This window comes from Maricaulis salignorans, assembly GCF_900103475.1.
GTDB classification, from domain to species: domain Bacteria; phylum Pseudomonadota; class Alphaproteobacteria; order Caulobacterales; family Maricaulaceae; genus Maricaulis; species Maricaulis salignorans.
Genome location: NZ_FNHG01000003.1, coordinates 55,684 through 73,810, shown reverse-complemented (window position 1 = coordinate 73,810; position 18,127 = coordinate 55,684). Strand labels below are relative to the sequence as shown.

General features: G+C 61.7%; 17 protein-coding genes and 1 tRNA gene. 14 read left to right on the top strand and 4 right to left on the bottom strand.

Annotated elements, in window-relative coordinates; translation table 11 throughout:
* Positions 1-120: 120 nt before the first annotated feature.
* On the top strand, positions 121-1,476 hold the full coding sequence (locus tag BLT42_RS03850; RefSeq protein WP_176780243.1) for a globin-coupled sensor protein: 1,356 nt from the start codon (positions 121-123) through the stop codon (positions 1,474-1,476).
* A gap of 9 nt (positions 1,477-1,485) precedes the next feature.
* Positions 1,486-1,941, top strand: a complete 456-nt coding sequence (locus tag BLT42_RS03845; protein ID WP_091767156.1) for a BLUF domain-containing protein — start codon at positions 1,486-1,488, stop codon at positions 1,939-1,941.
* Here the strand turns inward: BLT42_RS03845 and BLT42_RS15095 are convergent.
* Together BLT42_RS15095 and BLT42_RS03835 are read right to left on the bottom strand one after the other, a co-directional pair.
* Positions 1,938-2,804, bottom strand: a complete 867-nt coding sequence (locus BLT42_RS15095) for a hypothetical protein (protein WP_176780242.1) — start codon at positions 2,802-2,804, stop codon at positions 1,938-1,940. The genes BLT42_RS03845 and BLT42_RS15095 overlap by 4 nt on opposite strands.
* A 60-nt stretch (positions 2,805-2,864) precedes the next feature.
* On the bottom strand, positions 2,865-5,120 hold the full coding sequence (locus tag BLT42_RS03835) for a DVUA0089 family protein (RefSeq protein WP_091767152.1): 2,256 nt from the start codon (positions 5,118-5,120) through the stop codon (positions 2,865-2,867).
* 175 nt (positions 5,121-5,295) lie between these two features.
* Between BLT42_RS03835 and BLT42_RS03830 the strand changes: the two genes are divergently transcribed.
* The 6 genes from BLT42_RS03830 to BLT42_RS03805 all read left to right on the top strand — a co-directional run bounded on the left by BLT42_RS03830 (position 5,296) and on the right by BLT42_RS03805 (position 11,015).
* A complete protein-coding gene (locus tag BLT42_RS03830; RefSeq protein WP_091767149.1) occupies positions 5,296-5,691 on the top strand; it encodes a hypothetical protein in 396 nt (131 codons plus the stop codon).
* Positions 5,692-6,026: 335 nt separating this feature from the next.
* Entirely contained in the window at positions 6,027-7,436 is a 1,410-nt protein-coding gene (locus BLT42_RS03825; RefSeq protein ID WP_091767146.1) for a hypothetical protein, read from the top strand.
* Positions 7,417-8,235 (top strand): hypothetical protein, encoded by an 819-nt coding sequence (locus BLT42_RS03820; protein WP_091767143.1) that lies wholly within the window; start codon positions 7,417-7,419, stop codon positions 8,233-8,235. The genes BLT42_RS03825 and BLT42_RS03820 overlap by 20 nt, the downstream gene beginning before the upstream one ends.
* A 2-nt stretch (positions 8,236-8,237) precedes the next feature.
* Positions 8,238-9,752 (top strand): hypothetical protein, encoded by a 1,515-nt coding sequence (locus BLT42_RS03815; protein WP_143024037.1) that lies wholly within the window; start codon positions 8,238-8,240, stop codon positions 9,750-9,752.
* Complete coding sequence (locus BLT42_RS03810; protein ID WP_143024036.1) at positions 9,736-10,755, top strand: hypothetical protein; 1,020 nt, start codon at positions 9,736-9,738, stop codon at positions 10,753-10,755. Before BLT42_RS03815 ends, BLT42_RS03810 begins: the two co-directional genes overlap by 17 nt.
* A gap of 2 nt (positions 10,756-10,757) precedes the next feature.
* On the top strand, positions 10,758-11,015 hold the full coding sequence (locus BLT42_RS03805; protein ID WP_091767134.1) for a hypothetical protein: 258 nt from the start codon (positions 10,758-10,760) through the stop codon (positions 11,013-11,015).
* Positions 11,016-11,268: 253 nt separating this feature from the next.
* Here BLT42_RS03805 and BLT42_RS03800 read toward each other — a convergent pair.
* Positions 11,269-11,356: transfer RNA gene (locus tag BLT42_RS03800), tRNA-Ser, on the bottom strand.
* Positions 11,357-11,483: 127 nt separating this feature from the next.
* On the opposite strand from BLT42_RS03800, the gene BLT42_RS15320 reads away from it, so the two are divergent.
* The 6 genes from BLT42_RS15320 to BLT42_RS03770 all read left to right on the top strand — a co-directional run bounded on the left by BLT42_RS15320 (position 11,484) and on the right by BLT42_RS03770 (position 16,990).
* Positions 11,484-12,386 (top strand): septal ring lytic transglycosylase RlpA family protein, encoded by a 903-nt coding sequence (locus tag BLT42_RS15320; protein ID WP_176780241.1) that lies wholly within the window; start codon positions 11,484-11,486, stop codon positions 12,384-12,386.
* 109 nt (positions 12,387-12,495) lie between these two features.
* On the top strand, positions 12,496-13,665 hold the full coding sequence (locus BLT42_RS03790) for a D-alanyl-D-alanine carboxypeptidase family protein (protein ID WP_233342300.1): 1,170 nt from the start codon (positions 12,496-12,498) through the stop codon (positions 13,663-13,665).
* A complete protein-coding gene (gene tmk / locus BLT42_RS03785; protein WP_233342299.1) occupies positions 13,652-14,302 on the top strand; it encodes a dTMP kinase in 651 nt (216 codons plus the stop codon). The genes BLT42_RS03790 and tmk overlap by 14 nt, the downstream gene beginning before the upstream one ends.
* Positions 14,299-15,348, top strand: coding sequence for a DNA polymerase III subunit delta' (locus BLT42_RS03780; RefSeq protein WP_091767126.1), 1,050 nt, complete (start codon positions 14,299-14,301; stop codon positions 15,346-15,348). The genes tmk and BLT42_RS03780 overlap by 4 nt, the downstream gene beginning before the upstream one ends.
* 8 nt (positions 15,349-15,356) lie before the next feature.
* The gene (locus BLT42_RS03775) at positions 15,357-16,139 is read left to right on the top strand and encodes a TatD family hydrolase (RefSeq protein ID WP_091767124.1); all 783 of its coding nucleotides are present in this window, start codon (positions 15,357-15,359) and stop codon (positions 16,137-16,139) included.
* Positions 16,136-16,990 carry an MBL fold metallo-hydrolase gene (locus tag BLT42_RS03770; protein ID WP_091767122.1) on the top strand — a complete coding sequence of 285 codons (855 nt, stop codon included), beginning with the start codon at positions 16,136-16,138 and terminating at the stop codon, positions 16,988-16,990. Before BLT42_RS03775 ends, BLT42_RS03770 begins: the two co-directional genes overlap by 4 nt.
* A 102-nt stretch (positions 16,991-17,092) precedes the next feature.
* Here the strand turns inward: BLT42_RS03770 and BLT42_RS03765 are convergent, their stop codons facing one another.
* A complete protein-coding gene (locus BLT42_RS03765; protein ID WP_143024034.1) occupies positions 17,093-17,938 on the bottom strand; it encodes a CPBP family intramembrane glutamic endopeptidase in 846 nt (281 codons plus the stop codon).
* Positions 17,939-18,127: the final 189 nt, after the last annotated feature.

The window sequence follows — 18,127 nt, the reverse complement described above, 5'->3', positions numbered from 1 at the left end:
TTTATTCCGGCAATCCAGTCAGTGTTAATGCTTATTAACCCTCCCGCCCGCCAAGCTGCCTTCATCGACCAGACCTGCCGGACCTTGCCGCGCAGGCTCAGCTCATTCCCGGGGGGAAATATGGCAGACCAGAGCGGACAGGACAGACTCGACTTTATCGGCATCGACCAAGGCGTGCGCGCGGCACTGCGTGACATCAAGGCGCCGCTTGCCCCAAGCGTGGAACGGGGCCTCAGCCTGTTCTACGCCACGGTCTCACGGGCGCCGGAAGTCGCCCATTTATTCCGCGATGACCAACACCGCGACCACGCCATGACCAAACAGGTCGACCACTGGAATAATATTCTCAGCGGCCAGTATAACGACACCTATTTCGACACGATCCGCCGCGTTGGCCGGGTCCATAGCGATATCGGTCTGGCGCCGCGATACTATATCGCCGGCTATGCCACGGTCGCATCCGAGCTTTTGAGGGGTGCGGTGCGCGAGGGTTGCAAGGGTGCACCGATCGGAATCGGCAAGCCCGACACCCGCACCGCCGAAACCTATATCGACGCCCTGGTGCGTGCGATTTTTCTGGATATTGAGATGGGCGTTTCCGTCTATCTTGAGGAAGCCGAAGCCAAGGCCCAGCAAAGCCGGATCGAGGTCGCCGACACGTTCGAACAGGGCGTGTCCGGTGTTATCGGCCGACTGACCGAGACCTCCCGGGCGCTCGATGAGGCGGCAGATCTGGTCTCGCGGGTCGTCGACAACACGCTGGGCGAGGCCTCGACAGCCGCTGCAGGCGCCGAGGAAGCGGCTGCAAACGTCAAGTCGGTTTCCGTCGCTGCCGGCGAAATGGAAGCCTCGTCGCGCGAAATCGCCGATCAGGTCGCGCGCACCTCCGCCATCACGATCGAAGCGGTCGAGCAGGTCACGGCTGCGAGCGACACGATGAAGGAACTCAACATCGCGGCCGCAGAGATCGGCAGCGCCGTCAGCCTGATCCAGGAAATCGCCGAGCAGACCAATCTTCTGGCGCTGAATGCGACAATCGAATCGGCGCGTGCGGGCGAATCCGGCAAGGGGTTTGCGGTGGTCGCCAGTGAAGTGAAGGCGCTGGCGGGACAAACCGCTAAGGCGACGGATCAGATCGCCCGCCAGATCGCCGACGTCCAGGCCGCGACGACGCGCGCCAATACGGTGATCGATGCCATCCGTGAAACCATAAACTCGGTCAATTCCGCGGCGGTGACCATCACGGCAGCCGTCGAGGAACAATCGGTGGTGACGCGGGAGATTGTCCGCAACACGACCGAGGCAGCGACGGGCAACCAGAACAGCTCCCGGGCCACCAATGCGCTTGAGGCCAGCGTGCGCGAGGCGGGCGAGGCCGCCCGGCAAGTGACCCATTCCTCCGCATCAGTCCGCGATGAAATGGGCCAGCTCAATGAGCGCGTTGCCCAATTCATGACGAAGGCACGGGCAGGGTAGGGCGCACCAATGTTATTGTGCCAGTTTGCCTTCTATAGCCGCCGCACCTGGACAGCCGCGGACAAGGCCGAGGATGAGCGTTATCTGCGCGACATTCTCGATGCCGGATTGCGCAATAATCCTGCGCACGGGCTGACCGGCGTGCTGCTGGTGGACGGGCCGCATTTCGTGCAGGTGCTGGAAGGGCGCCGCAGCCCGCTCTATCGCACCCTGAAGCGGATCGAGAATAATCCGCATCATGGCGATCTTGTCCTGACGGGTTATTCCGAGGTGAGTGAGCGGATGTTCGGCGACTGGTCCGTCTTCGTGCGCACGCCGCCCGACGGTCTGGCCGGAACGCCCTGGATTCCCAATCCCCAGCTGGCCACCCACGGTCAGCTGGTCGATATCGCCCGGCGCGTCAGCACCCTGACCACCGGCGTGACGCAGATCCTGCCATCCGAGCCCGCCCGCAGGGAAGGCTAGCCCAGCCGCGCCTCGACCTGCTGCAGGAAGGGCCGGACCCCGCGCTCATAATCCAGCCGGGCCGTCCAGGCCGGGCAATCAAGTCTTTGACGACTGCGGTAATCATCCGTGCTGGTGCTGCGGATCAAGGCCGTGGTTACCCCGTCGGCGCCGCCGGCTTCGCGGGCCACCGCCCGTTCGACATCGGCAAGATAGGCTTCAAGCGCGAGCGCATCGCCCTGGCCCCGGTCGAGGGCCGCGAACAAGGCCCGGACATAGCGCGCATAATTGGGGAAATTGGCGTCGATATTGTCGGGATCCCCGCGCACCAGCCCGTCGGGAATATGGCCAGCGACCGGGTTATAGGCCACCGAGCCGGCCTGGTTCTGATTGACGCCCCAGACATGGGCATAACTGTCGCCGAGGGCATGGACCAGAAACCCGGCCTTCCAATGCTCGCCCTGCCGCGCCGGGTCATCCCAGGCGCGCGTCATCTCGCCGATCATCTGCGCCAAGACGCGCTGGCGATGCGCGACATCGTCGGCACCGCCGCCATGCAGCGAGTGCAGGACGGATGAGAGCAAATGTGCGCGGTCGAACTGCAGGGCCAACAGGCGCGCCGACCCGCTCGGGGCCGAGTAGGCCGCAGCGAAATCATCCGGCGCCTGGGTGTAAAACGCCAGTTCGGCCGCATCGACTGCATCCCAGCCGGCATGGCGCGCGACGATATAGGCGGTGTCGAGATGGCCGTCGCTCTTGTATTTGAGCTCAAGCTTGACCGGACCACACACCGCCAGCGCCAGCGGTTGATCCCAACTGGCACAGGCTGTCGCAAACAGGGTCGCCGCGAGGCAGATGCCGGTTTTCACTCCTGATAACGGCATGCCCACACCTCCCTTGCACGGCGGTGTATAGCAGGATTCAAGCCGGCGGTCGCGGTGGCGCTAGCCCTCTGTCCCGGAGCGCTCGGCCGGGACCAGGTGCTCATCGCTGAAGCGATAGGCGGCGCGGGCCGGGCGTCGGGTCGACGGTGAGACCTCGATCGAATAGCCCGTACTGCTACACATGCCCGGCGCTTCCGGCATCGCCCGGTTGAACACCATCAGCGCGGTCGATTCAAAACCCGTCGTGTCGACAATTCCGCTACGGCCGAGGGGAATGATCTCGATGTCACCATTGCGCTGGCCCAGAGCAAGCACTTCCAGATTGTCGTCACCGCTCAGCGCGATCTGGTAGCGGCCATCGAGTTCGAAACCGAGATAATTGGCGCCGAGTTGTTCGAGCCCGCCCTTCAGCGTCCAGCGGCCTTCGCGGCTCAGCGTGTGCTGGCGGTGAACCGCGATCGGGAAGAGGGGGGCCAGATCATAGGCGCGGGCATAATTCTGCGCCCGCCAGCGCTGGATGACATCGGGGATGGTTGTGCGGTGATCATCGAGCGCGGCTTGCAGGGTTTCGAACCCGTCGAGCTCGACGCTGTTTTCCCAGATCCGGACCATGAACTCATCGCCATAGCGATCGGCGAGCGATTGCAGCAGCGTCCACTGGCCGTAATCATGCCCCTCAACGGTCGTGGTCCAGCACAATTGCGGCGTTTCGAAATCGGCTTCGGTATAATCGGTCGCATCCTGGTCAGCGCCCACCGTAGTGGTTTCGATCCAGGAGGCCGTGGCTTCATAGAGCCAGTCCAGGCCTTCTTCGCCGTCATAGCCGTATTGCACGACGTGATTGAATTCATGGGTGACGGTGGCGCGCATCAAGGCGTGGATCGGTGCGGTCTTGCCCATGCCGAGGAAATCATTGTCGATCAGGAATAGCGTGCGGGCCGCCGCGGTTTCGCGCACATCGCGCGTATTGGGATTGTCGAACACGACCTGGACCGGCCGGGTCACGCCCATCGAGCCTTCGGCGTCAGCGACATAGGCACGGTAACGGCCATTTTCGTCGCGGACCGGTTCGGCCCAGCCGCCTTGCTCGACCTGGGCGACCAGCATTTCCTGCAAGGCCACGCCAACGGAGTGCACATAGGCCTCGCTGGAGGCATCAGCGCCCTCGAGCGTGTAGTAAATGCTGAAATCCTCGGTTTCGTGGAGCAATTCAGGCCCGCTCAATGTCACCGAATTTTCCAGCAAGTCCTGGATCAGGTCGACCACAGACGCGTCAACCGAGGACAGGGCGAGCTCAAACAGACCGCTGCTGGCGCCACCGCGATAGCGCGAGAGTTCGAGTTGATAGGTGGCGCGCTGCGGGGCGGTGAAGGCAATCGCGGAATTGAGCGAGCCGTCGCCGCGGTCATCATTCATCGCCACCGGATAGCCATCGGGTCCGTTCAGGCGCAGCACCGGGTCGAGATCACCGCTGAGGGCATCGGCGAGGGCGAGCAGGGTCTGCCCCGCCTCCAGCGGCACGGCAAATTCATGCGACACCTGGTCATCATTGATCTCGCCGCTATGGCTGGCGATGGGCACGCCCCCGATCGCGGTGAAATCGAACGGGAGTTCAGCGTCCGGATCGATCGCCATGGACACGGCCAGATCGCCTTCCCCGTCGCCGCCATAAGTGCTGACCAGAAGCTGGTGGGGACCAGGCTGTTCGATCAGATAGATGATTTGCGAGTTGAGCGTGCCATCGCCGCGATCATCATTCTGGGCGATGATACTGCCATCAGGACCGAGCAGGGCCAGGGTGGAATCAATCGAATCGCTGAGCGCGAAGGTCGAGGCGACGAGGATATCGCCGGCGGCCAGATCGGCATCGAAGCGCGCCTCGGTACGGCTGGCGTCAAAACTCACGCTTTCCTCGCGCAGGATTTGCGCCGCATCGGACAGCCCGACATCAAGACCGTGTGACAAGGTCAGGGAGAAACCGCCCAGCGCGCCGCCATAACTGGTGACCTCCGCAGTATAGCGCCCGCTCGCCGTCGGCAGATACACCAGACGCGAGGTCAGATCGCCCATCTGATAGTCATCATTCTCGCCGAGGAGTTCACCATCCGGCCCGCTCAGGGTCAGGATGGTGTCGAGCCGGTCGCTCGATGCGGTCGTCAGCGTGACAAGCTGGCCTGCCTCGAGCTGGATCGCGAAATCGGCGCGTGCCATGTCTTCGGTAAGTTCACCGGAAAAGACCTGGTCCGCCGGGGTTTGCGCGATAGCGCCTCCGCCAAGCAGGCCACACAAAACCAGTCCGATAAAAGAAGTGCGCATAAATCCCCCGGATGTCCCAGCCAGCGGAATCGTCCGCGGCTGCCTGTCGGCCCTGCTATAGCGGCCCGCCCGGCCGCTCACAAGGCAAAGGGTGTCGCGGCGGGGCAGGGCGGCGTTGTCAGCGCCGGTGACCCTATTATGCTAAACTCCAAACAAACGCGGCGGGAGGCCCACCATGATCTGCAAACATCTTGTCATTGCCACAATGCTCACCGGCGGTCTTTTGGCCCTTTCCGGAGCAGCCGGGGCGCAGCGCCAGCAGGCGCAGTCGGCCCCGGATCAAACCTTGCCACTTTGCCGGGAAGCCGAGGCCGGCGAACGCTGCCGCACGCGCAATGGCACCATATTGATCCAGCGCGAGGCGCGACCGGCTGCCGGCCGGGATACCGGACAGACCCAGAATTTGGGCGGCGGCGACCCCGGCTGGGAGATCGGTGACCCGCGTCCGGGCGCTGGGCGCGATGAAGGACAGAACAATAATCTGGGCGGTGGTGATCCGGGCTGGGAAGTGCGCGATCAAGCCGGGATCAAGTCTCCCGGCGTTACACCGGACGGCGACCCCGAACAGTAAACGCCAGGCGCACATGTTCACCCCATGGCCCGTCATCCGTATCGCGGCGCGGGCGCGGTCAGTTCTCACATGCCTACGGAGCAAGATTAGAGGATGCGTCTTGCCGCGCACGCCCCCTTCTTTCCATTGGGCACAGCCTATTGCAAATGCTGCTCTGACACGTAATTGTCGCAAAAGTGGAACTGTCGAGGTTGATACGGGTCACCAAAATTCAACGCCTTTTCTTGCGCTTGTAACCATCTGATGCGCTTATTTAGGTTGTCATGCCGGCTGGCCGTAGATTAAACCTCTATTAGGGTTGGATGGGGGGCGGCCAGGGTTGGTCGTAATGGCGCATGCGTTCTGGCGACAATACGGATGTTTCCTTTCTGCGGCCGGTCGACGCCGAACGTTTCCTGAAAGACCTAGACATTGCGGCGAGAGTCGAGAGACGGGCCCGCATCGCTTCCGCGCAAGCCCAGCGCGATGAGGATGCCGTATTTCATTCAAACGTCAGGGCTCGTCTCGATGCGCTGCGCCAGTCGGCAACGGCAGACACCAACAAGAGAATCAATCTCCTCGCCGATCTGATCCACCAGCATGGCGCGAACATCGACTTCACAGCCGCCAGAAACCAGATTGAACGTGACCTCAATGTGATGTCCGTAGGCGTGACGTCGGCGACGGGTGAGATCGAGCATCTTCGTCAACTCTACAGCGAACAACTGGATCATTTTCGTGAATACCGCGCGCGGCGGCGCCTGAAGGCCCCGGCGGCAAAGCCTCCAAATATTCTCAAGCATACGTGGCAACTCTACCTCTTTTGGGGGGGCGAGTCCGTCATGAACATGTTCTTTTTCGCAGGCGGAAATTCCCTCGGATTCGTAGGTGGACTGATTTTCGCGCTCCTCGTCTCATCGCTGAACATCGTTCTTTCCTTCTTCGCTGGGTTCATTTTCACCAAGTGGATCCACAGCATCTTCATCGCGAAGAAACTGGTTGGCTCCCTAGCTTCAACGGTTTTCGGGATTGCCCTCATCGCCGGGCATTTCGTAGTCGCGCACTACCGAGCACAACAAATGCTAGCCGCCGAGCATGGCGAGTTCCTTCCGGAATCGGAGTATTTCGGTGCCGCGGTTCAGGCGCTTCGTTCGAACTTCTTCCTGCTACCCGACATCCAGTCATACGTTCTGCTTGGGCTTGGCGTCTTCTTTGGCTTTTTCGCCTGGTGGAAAGGTTACCACTTCGGGGACCGTTATCCTGGCTACACCAAAGCGTACCGGATCGTTCAGGAGCGACGGGCAGACTTCGAGGGTGAGTACAACGGGCTCTTCGAAAACCTGGGGGATGTCCGCGATGAGGTCGTCCAACGACTCGAGGACTTTATCAACGGCATCGGCCCCAGCGCCAACGCCATGAACGCAAATGCTGCCGGCGCCCGAAACCTGCTGGCAAACTATCGCACCTTCCTGGAGAGCTGCGACACAGCCGAAAGCCTGGCGCTTCGTGAGTACATCGAGTGGGCCTGCGCCGGAGAAGAACCGAACGGTGCACTGGCGAGGTCCGATACAGCCACAGCGGACATTCGTGAACTTGAAGCGCTCGTAGCCCGTATCGATGCCGACTCCGTCGCGGCCAGAGACACCACGACCGGGGTCAAACTTGAGTTGACCGAATACCGCCAGCGCGTTCTCGCTCAAATCGGGCAAATAGAAACGCAGGCGAAGAAATCTTTGGGGGCGATCGATGGCAGTCTGGAAAACTAAGAAGCGTGTGAAAAAGGGCGACGGAAATCTGGTTTGGCAGATCCTGGGAGGCGTTGTTGTCACAGGGCTGATCGTTGGGGCTATCGCGCTAGCGGGGTGGAAAGAGTACGGTGAACCGGCGATAGACCCGGCCACCTTTTGTGCCGAGACAGGCCCAAGTGCTCTGACGGTCATCGCCATTGATGCCAGTGACCCGTATGACGCTGTCCAGATTCGCGAAATCGAAAACGAGGTTCGCGACCTGCTCGGGGAACTGGAGCGGGGCACCCGGCTCGATATCTACACCATGAACGCGTCGCGAGGCGCGCTCGCAACCCGCGTGTTCTCCCGGTGCAACCCGGGCCGCGCGATTTGGATGGACCAGATCGCCGGGCAGCCCACCGAAGTGGAACGGGTCTATCGCGAAGAATTCGCCAACGCGATCAATGGCGCGTTGGCAACGACGATTGAGGGCGGTGCAGCAGACAACTCACCCATAGTTGAGTCCATTCGCGCCATTGCTGCGGACTCCCTCGGGAGTGTTGACGATGACGTCCCGCGCCGGCTGATCGTGGCCTCCGATCTCGTCCAGCACAGCGATGTGTATTCGATGTTCCGGTCGGGCGTCGGTGAGTTCGCGCAATTCTCGTTGTCAAGCAATTATGCCGACGCGCAAACAGACCTCAGGGGAGCGGAGGTCTATCTCGTCGTGATTTTGAGGGCCGAATACAGTCGCCTTCAATCGCGTGAGCTTCTCCTGTGGTGGGAAGAGTATGTGCGGGCAAACTCTGGTCATGTAACCGACTTCGTCAGGATCTGAAAATGGCGCGAACCACCAAATCAACACCCGCGTCATCTCCCGATGATCCCGTCGGGGAAACGCCCACGGTTCCGCGGAAAGTTCGGCCTCGAAGAAAGAAGGCTGCTGTCTCTCCTGAGCCTACGCCCAATGAGGCAGCGGTGCCCGGCGAGGTTGCGAGCGCGGCCGACGAGGCCTCCAAAGTCGATCCAGCCAACGCCTCAGAACCCTCAAGTTCAAATGCGGTGACTGACGACGATGCCCCGACCAGCGCGACATCCATGGACCGCGAGGCGGACGACGCAAAAACTGCTGGGCTCGGCGAACGGCTACGCTCGGCTGAAGCGGATCAAGCTCGCGCCAACCCCTCTCGGTTGGGCGGGTTCGCGCGTGCTTTCCGGTCAATCCCGTCGCTTCCTCGTCTGAATGTTCACGAGGACCAGGAGAAATTCGCCTATATCGGGGCAATTCTCGGCGGTGTGCTCTTCATTCTGATCGGGAAGGGCTTCGAGCTGGTCAACCCATGGTTTGCTGTTGCCGTTTGCGCCACCATCATTGCGGCCTATGCGCTATTCGTTGCAACGAAGCGCGAGTTCAGGGCGCGCCTCGATCGTGCCGGCGATAATTGCTACTATCTCGGCCTCACCTATACGCTCGTTTCGATGTTCATCGCCCTGGTCAAGCTTGAGCCTGGCATTGCACCGGATGAGCTGATCGGTGCGTTCGGGGTCGCGCTTGGCTCGACAATTGTTGGCATTATAGCCCGTCTCATCCTTATCCAGTTCAAGACCGAGGTGAGCGATGTTGAAACCAGGTCACGCCTTGATCTGGCGACGGCTTCAGATCGCCTACGCGGCGAACTCGACCATGCATCCTCCCGGTTCCAGAGTTTTGCTCTCGCCATCCAGGAGGCGGTGCGCAGCTCGGTCGTCAACATAACCGACGAGCAACTCGGCCGCCAACGAGAGCTGATTACGCAGTTCTCCGAGGTTCTCGAACGGAGTGTCGGCTCGATCACCGGTGCAAGCGAGGGCATTGAAGCTTCGCTCAAGCGGCATACCGAGATCGCAGAGCGCTTTGACGAAGCGTCGTCCCACGCTGTCGAAGCCACCCGCGCGCTCGCAGAGAAAGTCGCGAACGTCGCTATTCCCGACGACCTGCTGACGCGAGGCTTTGCCGACATCGCAGGCGAACTGCGCAAGTCAACCGAAGCACTCAACAGCACACTCGAGGAAATCAGAGGGGCCGGAAAAATTGTCGGGGACGCCAGCGGCAACCTTGCCATGCTTGCGGAGAATTCACAGAACGCGCTTTCCGCATTCCAGGGCTTTACCAGCGCGGCCGAAAAGGTTTCCGGCTCGATGTCCTCGATGATTACCGCAATCGACGCGGGCACAGAGAACCTTGGAGAACGCAACACAAAACTCGACGATGAACTGACACGCCTAAAAGAGCTCTCGGTGAACTACGCCGCCTCACTGGCCGAAGTCGCCGAGTTTCTAACAAAGGAGATTGGCGGGCGTGCTGTTCAACGATAATGATAGCAGCGCCTACCGGCGCGGAGTGGTGCTGGGGCTGACCCTCGCGGAACTCCTCCTTCTCCTTCTCTTTCTGTTCCTGCTCCTTATGAGCTCGATCCTGTTTCGCCGGGAGGAAGAACAGCTAGATCTGGAACGGCGCTACGACGCGTCAGAGATCGAACGACGGGCCTTTCGCGGCGCGTTCGAAGGTCAGCTGGAAATCACGCTGGGCAACGAGCTTGCGGGAAATATTGGCGCGCCGTTGACACAGGAACAGCTGCAGGAACCGCTCGCGCGCCTGGCCGCGATGTCCAGCGAAAATGTTGCGCTTCGAACTGATCTGGAAGCGGCCACCTCAGAACTGGCGGCGCTCCGCGACGGGCGACCGTTCAGCCAGCAAGAAGCAAGCACCCTCCGGCAAGAGAATGCCCGCCTGGAACGGCAGCTCGCGATGCTCCGAGACGAACTGGGTGATGTGTCCGAACTCGTGTCCGCAGCAAATGCGGTCGATCCCGAACGTAGTGCCGCAGACGTCCTCAACGCAGCCATGAGTTCGTATGCCGGTCTGAATAACGATCAGCGAATGCTCCCTGATCAGCTCGCCCAATGCCACGCTGAACGATCAAATATTGGAAGCCAACTTGATTATATCCGGGCCCAGTGCGGCCGCGCCGGCGACCTCCCGCCGTGTGTCTATCGAGACGACGGAGCCATCGCATACTCCTACAATGTGGTTCTGTCGCAAGATGGCGTAACGGCCGGCCGGGGTGACGAGGGACGGTTCCGATCTATTCCCTGGGTGGCGGCACTTCCCGATCCTCGGCTCGGTCAGCCGATGAGCCTAAACGAATTTCTTGGCGCGACGCGGTCTCATTTTCAGGCCTCCCAACAACAGAACCCTGAATGCCGCTTTTTTGTCCGAATTTACGACCAGATGGGCGACGCCTCGCGCCAGGAGTTTCTCGACCAGTATTTGGGTGTACAGAGCCATTTCTACCATCACCTCGTACGTGGAGGCTGAGGATGCCTGACTTTCAGGATTCACTCCACGCTATGCGAAAGGCGGCTTTGATTCGGGCCGCGAACGAGTACGAAATGCGATACTCCGCGGATGATATCGATGAGGCATTGGCGAAAAATCGAACGCTGAACCAGGGCTTGAGGCGATTGCTGGCCAAGCAATCTGCCGACATCCTTCTGGGGTACTCGTTAAGGCGGTTTTCTTCCATAGTTTATCGTCAGGTGTTGCGTGGCTTCAGCAAGATCCCGAGCGGCGAATGAAGCACGCCAACCGCCAAGAAGACCGGGGTCGCCTTTGGAAAAAGCAGGGCGGAAAACCGTCTGATGCGATGCGGTCGCTGGATCAGGGAAGGGGCCCCTCAATGCCTGGTCGCCATATTGGACCTGCCACATGCACTGGCTCCGCTGGAGGCCGGCGTAACACCAAGCACGGATCAAGCCAGGGCATTTGATGGGGTAAGTCGTCGAATAAAATCAATATCTATCTGAATAATAATCTTTTTATGAGCAGAAATGGCGGAGAGGGAGGGATTCGAACCCCCGGAACCTCGCGGTTCAACGGTTTTCAAGACCGCCGCAATCGACCACTCTGCCACCTCTCCGTTCGCCTCCAATAGCGGTCAACGGGGGCCAAGCGCAATATCTGCGTTGCAGCGGCTTACGCTCCTTTCATGATTGCGCGATAATATGGCGTTGATTTTGGGTTGGTCGAGCTTGATGGGTCCCGTTTTGCGTCATTCATTCCTCGCCAGTGCACTGGCTTTGCTGTTTCTGGCGGGCTGTGCCTCAAGCCCTGCACCCACGCGCACATTCTCCAGCACGGTGCCGCCCCTGCCGGCGGCGATGCCGGTTTCGCCGGCGCTGCTGGCCAGCCGGGTCGACACGGCCTCACTGATTGCCGGCGACAGCGATCACCAGAAAGTCGGGCGTCCCTATACGGTCGGCGGTCAACGCTTCGTGCCGCAGCGCGATGATGATTATGATGTGGTCGGTATCGCCTCCTGGTATGGCCCGACCTTCCATGGCCGGCCGACCGCCAATGGCGAAGTGTTCGACCAGAACACCATGACGGCCGCGCATACCACGCTGCCCATTCCTTCGATTGCCGAAGTGACCAATCTGGAGAATGGCCGCCAGGTCGTGGTCCGGATCAATGATCGCGGCCCCTTCGTCGATGACCGGCTGATCGATCTCAGCCGCGCCGCCGCCGACCAGCTGGGCTATCGCAGCAATGGTCTGGCGCGGGTAAGGGTGCGCTATCTCGGTCCGGCATTCCCGGCCGCCCAGGCGCCGGATCCGGGCTATCAACTCGCCGATATCGGCAGCCCCGACACGGTGCCAGCGCTGGAAGACGTGGCTCGCGAGGCGCCATTTTCACCGGCCTGGGTGCCAGCCTCCCATGAAGGCCTGACCGTACAGGCAGGCGCCTTTGCCGATCTGGGCAATGCCAACCGGCTTGCCAGCCGGATCTCCGAGGCCGGCGATGTCTGGGTCCAGGCGGTCGAAACCGGTGGCCAGACACTGTATCGCGTGTTCGTCGGACGCTGGGACAACCGCTCCAGTGCCGATGCAGCGCGCGCCCGACTGGCCAGCTATGGCGTGCGCGACGCCAGGATTGTGTCGCTGAACTGAGTTTGCTGCGCCTCGCGGCGCGTCTGGGCGCTGGACGTCACACTCTTGCCGCGCTTGTATGGCGTCTTCGTCACGGTAACTTCCCGATTCCCGACAGGAGCGTTCAGACGTGCGCGCAATCACTTCAAGTTTCGCCTTTATCGCCGCCCTCATCCTGGCTCCCGTCCTGCTCTCCGGGTCGGCCCATGCCCAGGACTATTATGAGACCGAGGCCACCCATGCGGTGATCATGGATTTCGAGACCGGGCAGGTCCTGTTCGCCAAGGATGCCGAGACGCCGATGGCGCCATCCTCGATGAGCAAGATGATGACCGTGCTGATGGTGCTCGAAGCCATCGATGCGGGAACCCTGTCGATGGACGATGAATTGCCGGTCTCCGAATATGCCTGGCGCACCGGCGGTGCGGCCTCCGGCTCCTCGACCATGTTCCTGGAATTGCATAGCCGCGCCCGCGTCGATGACTTGCTGCGCGGTGTCATCATCCAGTCCGGCGGCGATGCCTGTATCGTGCTGGCTGAAGCCCTGTCCGGCAGCGAGGCTGCCTTTGCCGACGCGATGACGGCGCGAGCGCACGAACTCGGCCTGATGAGCGCGCAATTTGCCAATTCGACCGGCTGGCCCGATCCCAACCATTATATCAGCGCGCTCGACCTGGCCCGGCTGGCCCGGATCCTGATCCGCGATCACCCTGAATATTATGGCATCTGGGCCGAGCGCGAATTCACCTATAACGGCATCCGCCAGTATAACCGCAATCCACTGCTGGGTAATTTTGCCGGCGCGGACGGGCTGAAGACCGGTCATACCGAAGCTGCCGGCTATGGCCTGGCCGCGACCGCCGAGCGCGACGGCCAGCGCCGCATCATCGTCTTTAACGGTATGGAGTCCAATCGCGCCCGCACCAGCGAAGCGGAACGCATGATGCGCGCCGCGATGTCGGACTTTGCCGTCTACGACCTGTTTGAAGCCGGCGCTGCCGTCGATGAGCGCGCGACGGTCTTCATGGGCGAAGCCGATACGGTCGGTCTTCAGGTCGGCGACGCCGTCCAGGTCGCACTGCAACGCCGGGCACGCCGCAATATGACGGTCAGTGTCGTCTATGACGGTCCGTTGATGGCCCCCATCGCCGCCGGCCAGGAAATCGGCCATCTCGTGGTTGAGGCGCCGGGCTATGAGCCGCAGAACTTCCCGCTCTACGCTGCCGAAGACGTCGCCCGCAAGGGCGTGCTCGGCCGGATCGGCGCGGCACTGGCGCACATGATCCGTGGCGGCAATTGATATGCGCGGACGTTTCATTACGCTGGAAGGCGGCGAGGGCGCCGGCAAGACCACGCTGATCCAGGCGCTGGCTGAAAAGCTGCGCGGACGCGGGCTCGATGTCATCGTGACGCGCGAACCGGGTGGCACCCCGGGCGCGGAAGTGTTGCGCGAAATCCTGCTCACCGGCTCGACCGATCGCTGGTCGCCCATGACCGAAGCCCTTTTGATGTACGCCGCGCGCGTCGATCATGTCGAACGCCTGATCGCGCCAGCCCTGCAGCGCGGCGCTTGGGTGTTGTCGGACCGGTTTGCCGATTCCACGACCGCCTATCAGGGCGCTGCCGGCGGCGTGCCGATCGAGCGTATCAAGGCCTTGCACCAGGCCGCTCTTGGCAATTTCAAACCCGACCTGACCCTGATCCTTGACGTCAATCCGACAACCGGGATTGAGCGCACGATCGCGCGCGGCGAGGATGCCACGCGTTTCGAGCGTTTCGATCCGGGCTTTCACGGACGATTGCGCCGGGCCTTTCTCGATATCGCCGATGATGAACCGGACCGCTGCATCGTCATCGACGGCAATGAGGCGGCCGATATCGTCTTCAGCCATGCGGTCAGCGCGATTGATGAACATCTCGGAGCACGCCTGTTGTGAGCACCGATCCCGAACTTGGGTCCGATGTGCAGCCCGGCTGTCTGGCGCCGCGGCAACGCTATGACCTGTTCGGGCATGAAGCCGCAGAGACCGACCTCGCCACCGCGCTGACCAGCGGCCGCATGCATCATGCCTGGCTGATCACCGGGCCGCGCGGTGTCGGCAAGGCCAGTTTTGCCTGGCGTGCGGCGCGCCGGATCCTCGGTGCTGCGGCCACCCCGCAATATGGCCCGCTGGGCGCCAGCCCGACCGATCCGGTCTGCCAATTGCTCGAGGCGAGCGCCTGTCCCGACCTTTTGCTGCTGCGCCGTCCCTGGGATGACAAGCGCAAGCGCTGGCGCGGTGAGATCACCGTCGATGAAGCGCGCAAGGCCCCGCATTTCTTCGAAAAAAGCGCCAGCGCCAATGGCGGCTGGCGTGTCTGTCTCGTCGATAGCGTCGATGAAATGAATAATAATGGCGCCAACGCCTTGCTCAAAACGCTCGAAGAACCGCCGCAGCGCGGCGTCATGCTGCTTGTGGCGCATTCTCCCGGGCGCCTGCCGGCGACGATCCGTTCACGCTGCCGCACCCTGGTCCTGCGTCCACCGGAGATCGAGGCGACGGCGAACTGGCTGATCGAGCAGGGCGCTGCCAAGGATATGCCCGCGGCCCTGTCTGCCTCTCGTCTGGCCGGCGGCGCTCCAGGCCGGGCCCTGGCCTTGTGCGCCTCGGGCGGTGTCGAGCTAGCCAGCCAGGTCCGCGCCGTGGTTGCACGCGGCGCATCGGCCAGCGACAGCGAAGTGCGCGCCCTGGCCGATCGCGTGGCCCGCAAGGGCAGCGAGGGCTTGCGCTCGGTGTTTTACACCGCCTTGTCCAATGCCATCCATGACACGGCGCGCAGCCAGGCGGAAAACCAGCAGGACCCGACGCCCTGGCTGAACGCCTGGCGCGAGGTCAGCACATTGGCCGGTGAGGCCGATGGCCTCTATCTCGACCCGAAACAAACCGCCCTGGCGGCGCTGGGCTATGTCCGCGACGCTGCGCGCCAGCAGCCCGTTAATTGAGTCTGCCCATGCTTGTCGACAGCCACGTCAATCTGCACGGCGAGCAATTCGCTGACGATCTCGATGCCGTCATCGAACGGGCCCGCGCTGCCGGGGTCACGCGCATGGTGACAATATGCTGTCAACTGGCTGATTTTCCCGCCGTTTCTGCAATCGCCGAGCGTTATGACGACATCTGGTGCTCGATCGGCGCCCATCCGCACCATGCCAAGGACCGGCCGGACATCACGGCCGGCGAATTGCTTGAAATGGCGCGACACCCCAAAGTCGTCGGGATTGGCGAAACGGGGCTGGACTTTCATTATAATTACAGCCCGCGCGAGGATCAGTTCGCCAGTCTGAGGGCGCATATCGAGGCCGCGCGCCAGTCGGGCTTGCCGCTCATCCTGCATTGCCGCGATGCCGATGAAGCGATGGCTGATCTGCTCGAGGATGAAATGGGGAAGGGGGCCTTCAAGGCTCTGCTGCACTGTTATACCGGCGGCGCCATGCTCGCCGCCCGCGCCGCGAAACTGGGCAGCTGGTTTGCCGCTTCCGGGATTGTCACCTTCAAGAAGGCTGATGATGTCCGTTCCGTCTTTCGGGACAACGTGCCCGATGACAAGGTGATTATCGAGACGGATTGCCCATACCTGGCGCCGATACCACATCGCGGCAAGCGTTGCGAGCCGAGCTTTCTGCCCGATGTCGCTGCCGGCCTGGCCCGCGTAAAGGGCTGGAGCGCGGCGGAGTGCGCGACGCGGACCACGGATAATTTCTTCGACCTGTTTGACCGCGTGACGCGGCCATGAGCGGCGTCACACGGCTTACCATCCTTGGCAGCGGTTCCTCCGGTGGCGTACCGCGAGCCAATGGCGACTGGGGGTTATGCGATCCGGCCAATCCGAAAAACCGGCGCCGCCGCTGTTCGGCACTGATCGAGCATGCCGCCGACCTTGCGGCGCTGGAGGCGGGCCAGGCGGTGACACGCCTTGTAATCGACACCTCACCGGATTTCCGCGAACAAATGCTCGGCGCGTCTGTGCCGCGGCTCGATGCCGTGCTGATTACCCATGATCATGCTGACCAGACCCATGGGCTTGATGATTTGCGCTCCTTTGCCTTGCTGCAACGCCAGCGCATGCCGGTCTGGATGGATGCCGCCACGGCGAAAACCCTGACGACGCGCTTTGGCTATGCCTTCAAGGCACCGCCTGGATCGCCATATCCGGCCATTCTCGACCAGTGTGACATGCCGGCTTTCGGCACAGAGCTGGTGATTGACGGGCCGGGCGGTCCGGTTGGCGTCATACCGTTTGACCAGGAACATGGTTCCATCCGGTCCGTCGGCTTCCGGATAGGCGAACTGGCATACTCGGCCGACATCAACGGCCTGCCTGAAGACAGCGCGGCCGTGTTGGATAATGTGGGTTGCTGGGTGGTCGACGCCTTGCGCCATGAGCCGCATCCGACACATTTCAATGTCGACGGCGCGCTGCACGAGATTGAGCGGGTCGGTGCGCGCACTGGCGTTTTGACGAATTTGCACATCACGCTCGATTACGACGCCCTGGGCGCGCGATTGCCTCAAGGGGTGAGCTGCGGACATGACGGGCTGCAGATCCTCGCAGTGAAGGATGAGATCCGGCTCTCGGCCGGTTGAGCCTGGATTCGCCTGACTTCACGTCATTGCCAATCCCATATTTCTCATAATATTTATTATGCGCCAAATTGAGATGGCATTCTCGAACCATGCCATCAGGCCCTATTTCGCTTTAATTCGTGAAAACATGCGCTTGCGATCAAGTGCTAAGACCAGCCCGGCCGCCAGCATCATGGATACACCCTGCGTCAACTGGTGATCCGGCGTCAGCGCCTCCGTCACGGGCACCCGGCCGGCCAGGCCAAAAGCGTCATTCGCCAGGCCATGGGCCAGGATCGCTGGCCACAGGCTTCCCCCGCTGCGCAACATGCCCCAACTCGCAATGATTGAGACCGCGACCGTCCCCATCAGAAAACTGGGCAGATAGGCAAAGACATATTCCAGCGCTCCCAGGCGCTCGAGGACCCCCGTCGTAAGGTCGCGCGGCAGGTGCCAGAAACCCCAGGCCAAACCGACGATCAAGGCTGCCAGGGCTGGTGAAAAGCGCAATTCCAGCTCTGGCGCAGCAAAGCCGCGCCAGCCGCCCTCCTCCAGCAAGGCGCCCTGGTCGAGCAAGGCTGACAACAACAAGGCCGGCAAAATGGCCCAAAAGCCAAGAGTAGCAGGTGCTTCCAGCACTGGTGTGAGTGTGCGCTGGCCGATCATTGCGGTCACCACAAGCCCCAGGAAGCACAGGCCGATAACCCCTGCATAGGCCAGAAGTGCGCGTCGCGGGGATCCAGCGCTCCCGACCGGCCACAGGCGCCGCCCCCATTGGCGCAAAGCGAGCGCGCGGTCCGGCCAGATCAACAGGGTGATCAGTGCCGCCAGAAGCGGCGCAGCGGAGCCAAGCAGCAATAACCACAAACCCGGCTCCACCACGGCGAGCCTGAGCATGTCAGTCAGGCTGGATGTCCAGGGAATTCCGGTCTGCGCCGAGGCTGACGCACCCAGGTGATCAAAGTCCATCAACCCGCCACCCGCGAGCCAATCGATCACCGGAAGCAGCCCGAGGCAGGCAAAGCACAAAAAGTAAAATGTGTATATTTTCGGCACTTTAAATGACCTTGTGCATTCAGAGGCTTCGGTATGGGTGGGGTTAATTTTTTTGGAGCTTGAAGTATCCTTGGCGGGTTTTCCAGCTAATCCTCGGCCCTA

Bases quoted from the DNA above. Each gene is read 5' to 3' on its own strand.
- BLT42_RS03850 (WP_176780243.1), top strand. From the start codon at position 121: ATGGCAGACCAGAGCGGACAGGACAGACTCGACTTTATCGGCATCGAC.
- BLT42_RS03845 (WP_091767156.1), top strand. From the start codon at position 1,486: ATGTTATTGTGCCAGTTTGCCTTCTATAGCCGCCGCACCTGGACAGCC.
- BLT42_RS15095 (WP_176780242.1), bottom strand. From the start codon at position 2,804: ATGCCGTTATCAGGAGTGAAAACCGGCATCTGCCTCGCGGCGACCCTG.
- BLT42_RS03835 (WP_091767152.1), bottom strand. From the start codon at position 5,120: ATGCGCACTTCTTTTATCGGACTGGTTTTGTGTGGCCTGCTTGGCGGA.
- BLT42_RS03830 (WP_091767149.1), top strand. From the start codon at position 5,296: ATGATCTGCAAACATCTTGTCATTGCCACAATGCTCACCGGCGGTCTT.
- BLT42_RS03825 (WP_091767146.1), top strand. From the start codon at position 6,027: ATGCGTTCTGGCGACAATACGGATGTTTCCTTTCTGCGGCCGGTCGAC.
- BLT42_RS03820 (WP_091767143.1), top strand. From the start codon at position 7,417: ATGGCAGTCTGGAAAACTAAGAAGCGTGTGAAAAAGGGCGACGGAAAT.
- BLT42_RS03815 (WP_143024037.1), top strand. From the start codon at position 8,238: ATGGCGCGAACCACCAAATCAACACCCGCGTCATCTCCCGATGATCCC.
- BLT42_RS03805 (WP_091767134.1), top strand. From the start codon at position 10,758: ATGCCTGACTTTCAGGATTCACTCCACGCTATGCGAAAGGCGGCTTTG.
- BLT42_RS03775 (WP_091767124.1), top strand. From the start codon at position 15,357: ATGCTTGTCGACAGCCACGTCAATCTGCACGGCGAGCAATTCGCTGAC.
- BLT42_RS03770 (WP_091767122.1), top strand. From the start codon at position 16,136: ATGAGCGGCGTCACACGGCTTACCATCCTTGGCAGCGGTTCCTCCGGT.
- BLT42_RS03765 (WP_143024034.1), bottom strand. From the start codon at position 17,938: ATGGACTTTGATCACCTGGGTGCGTCAGCCTCGGCGCAGACCGGAATT.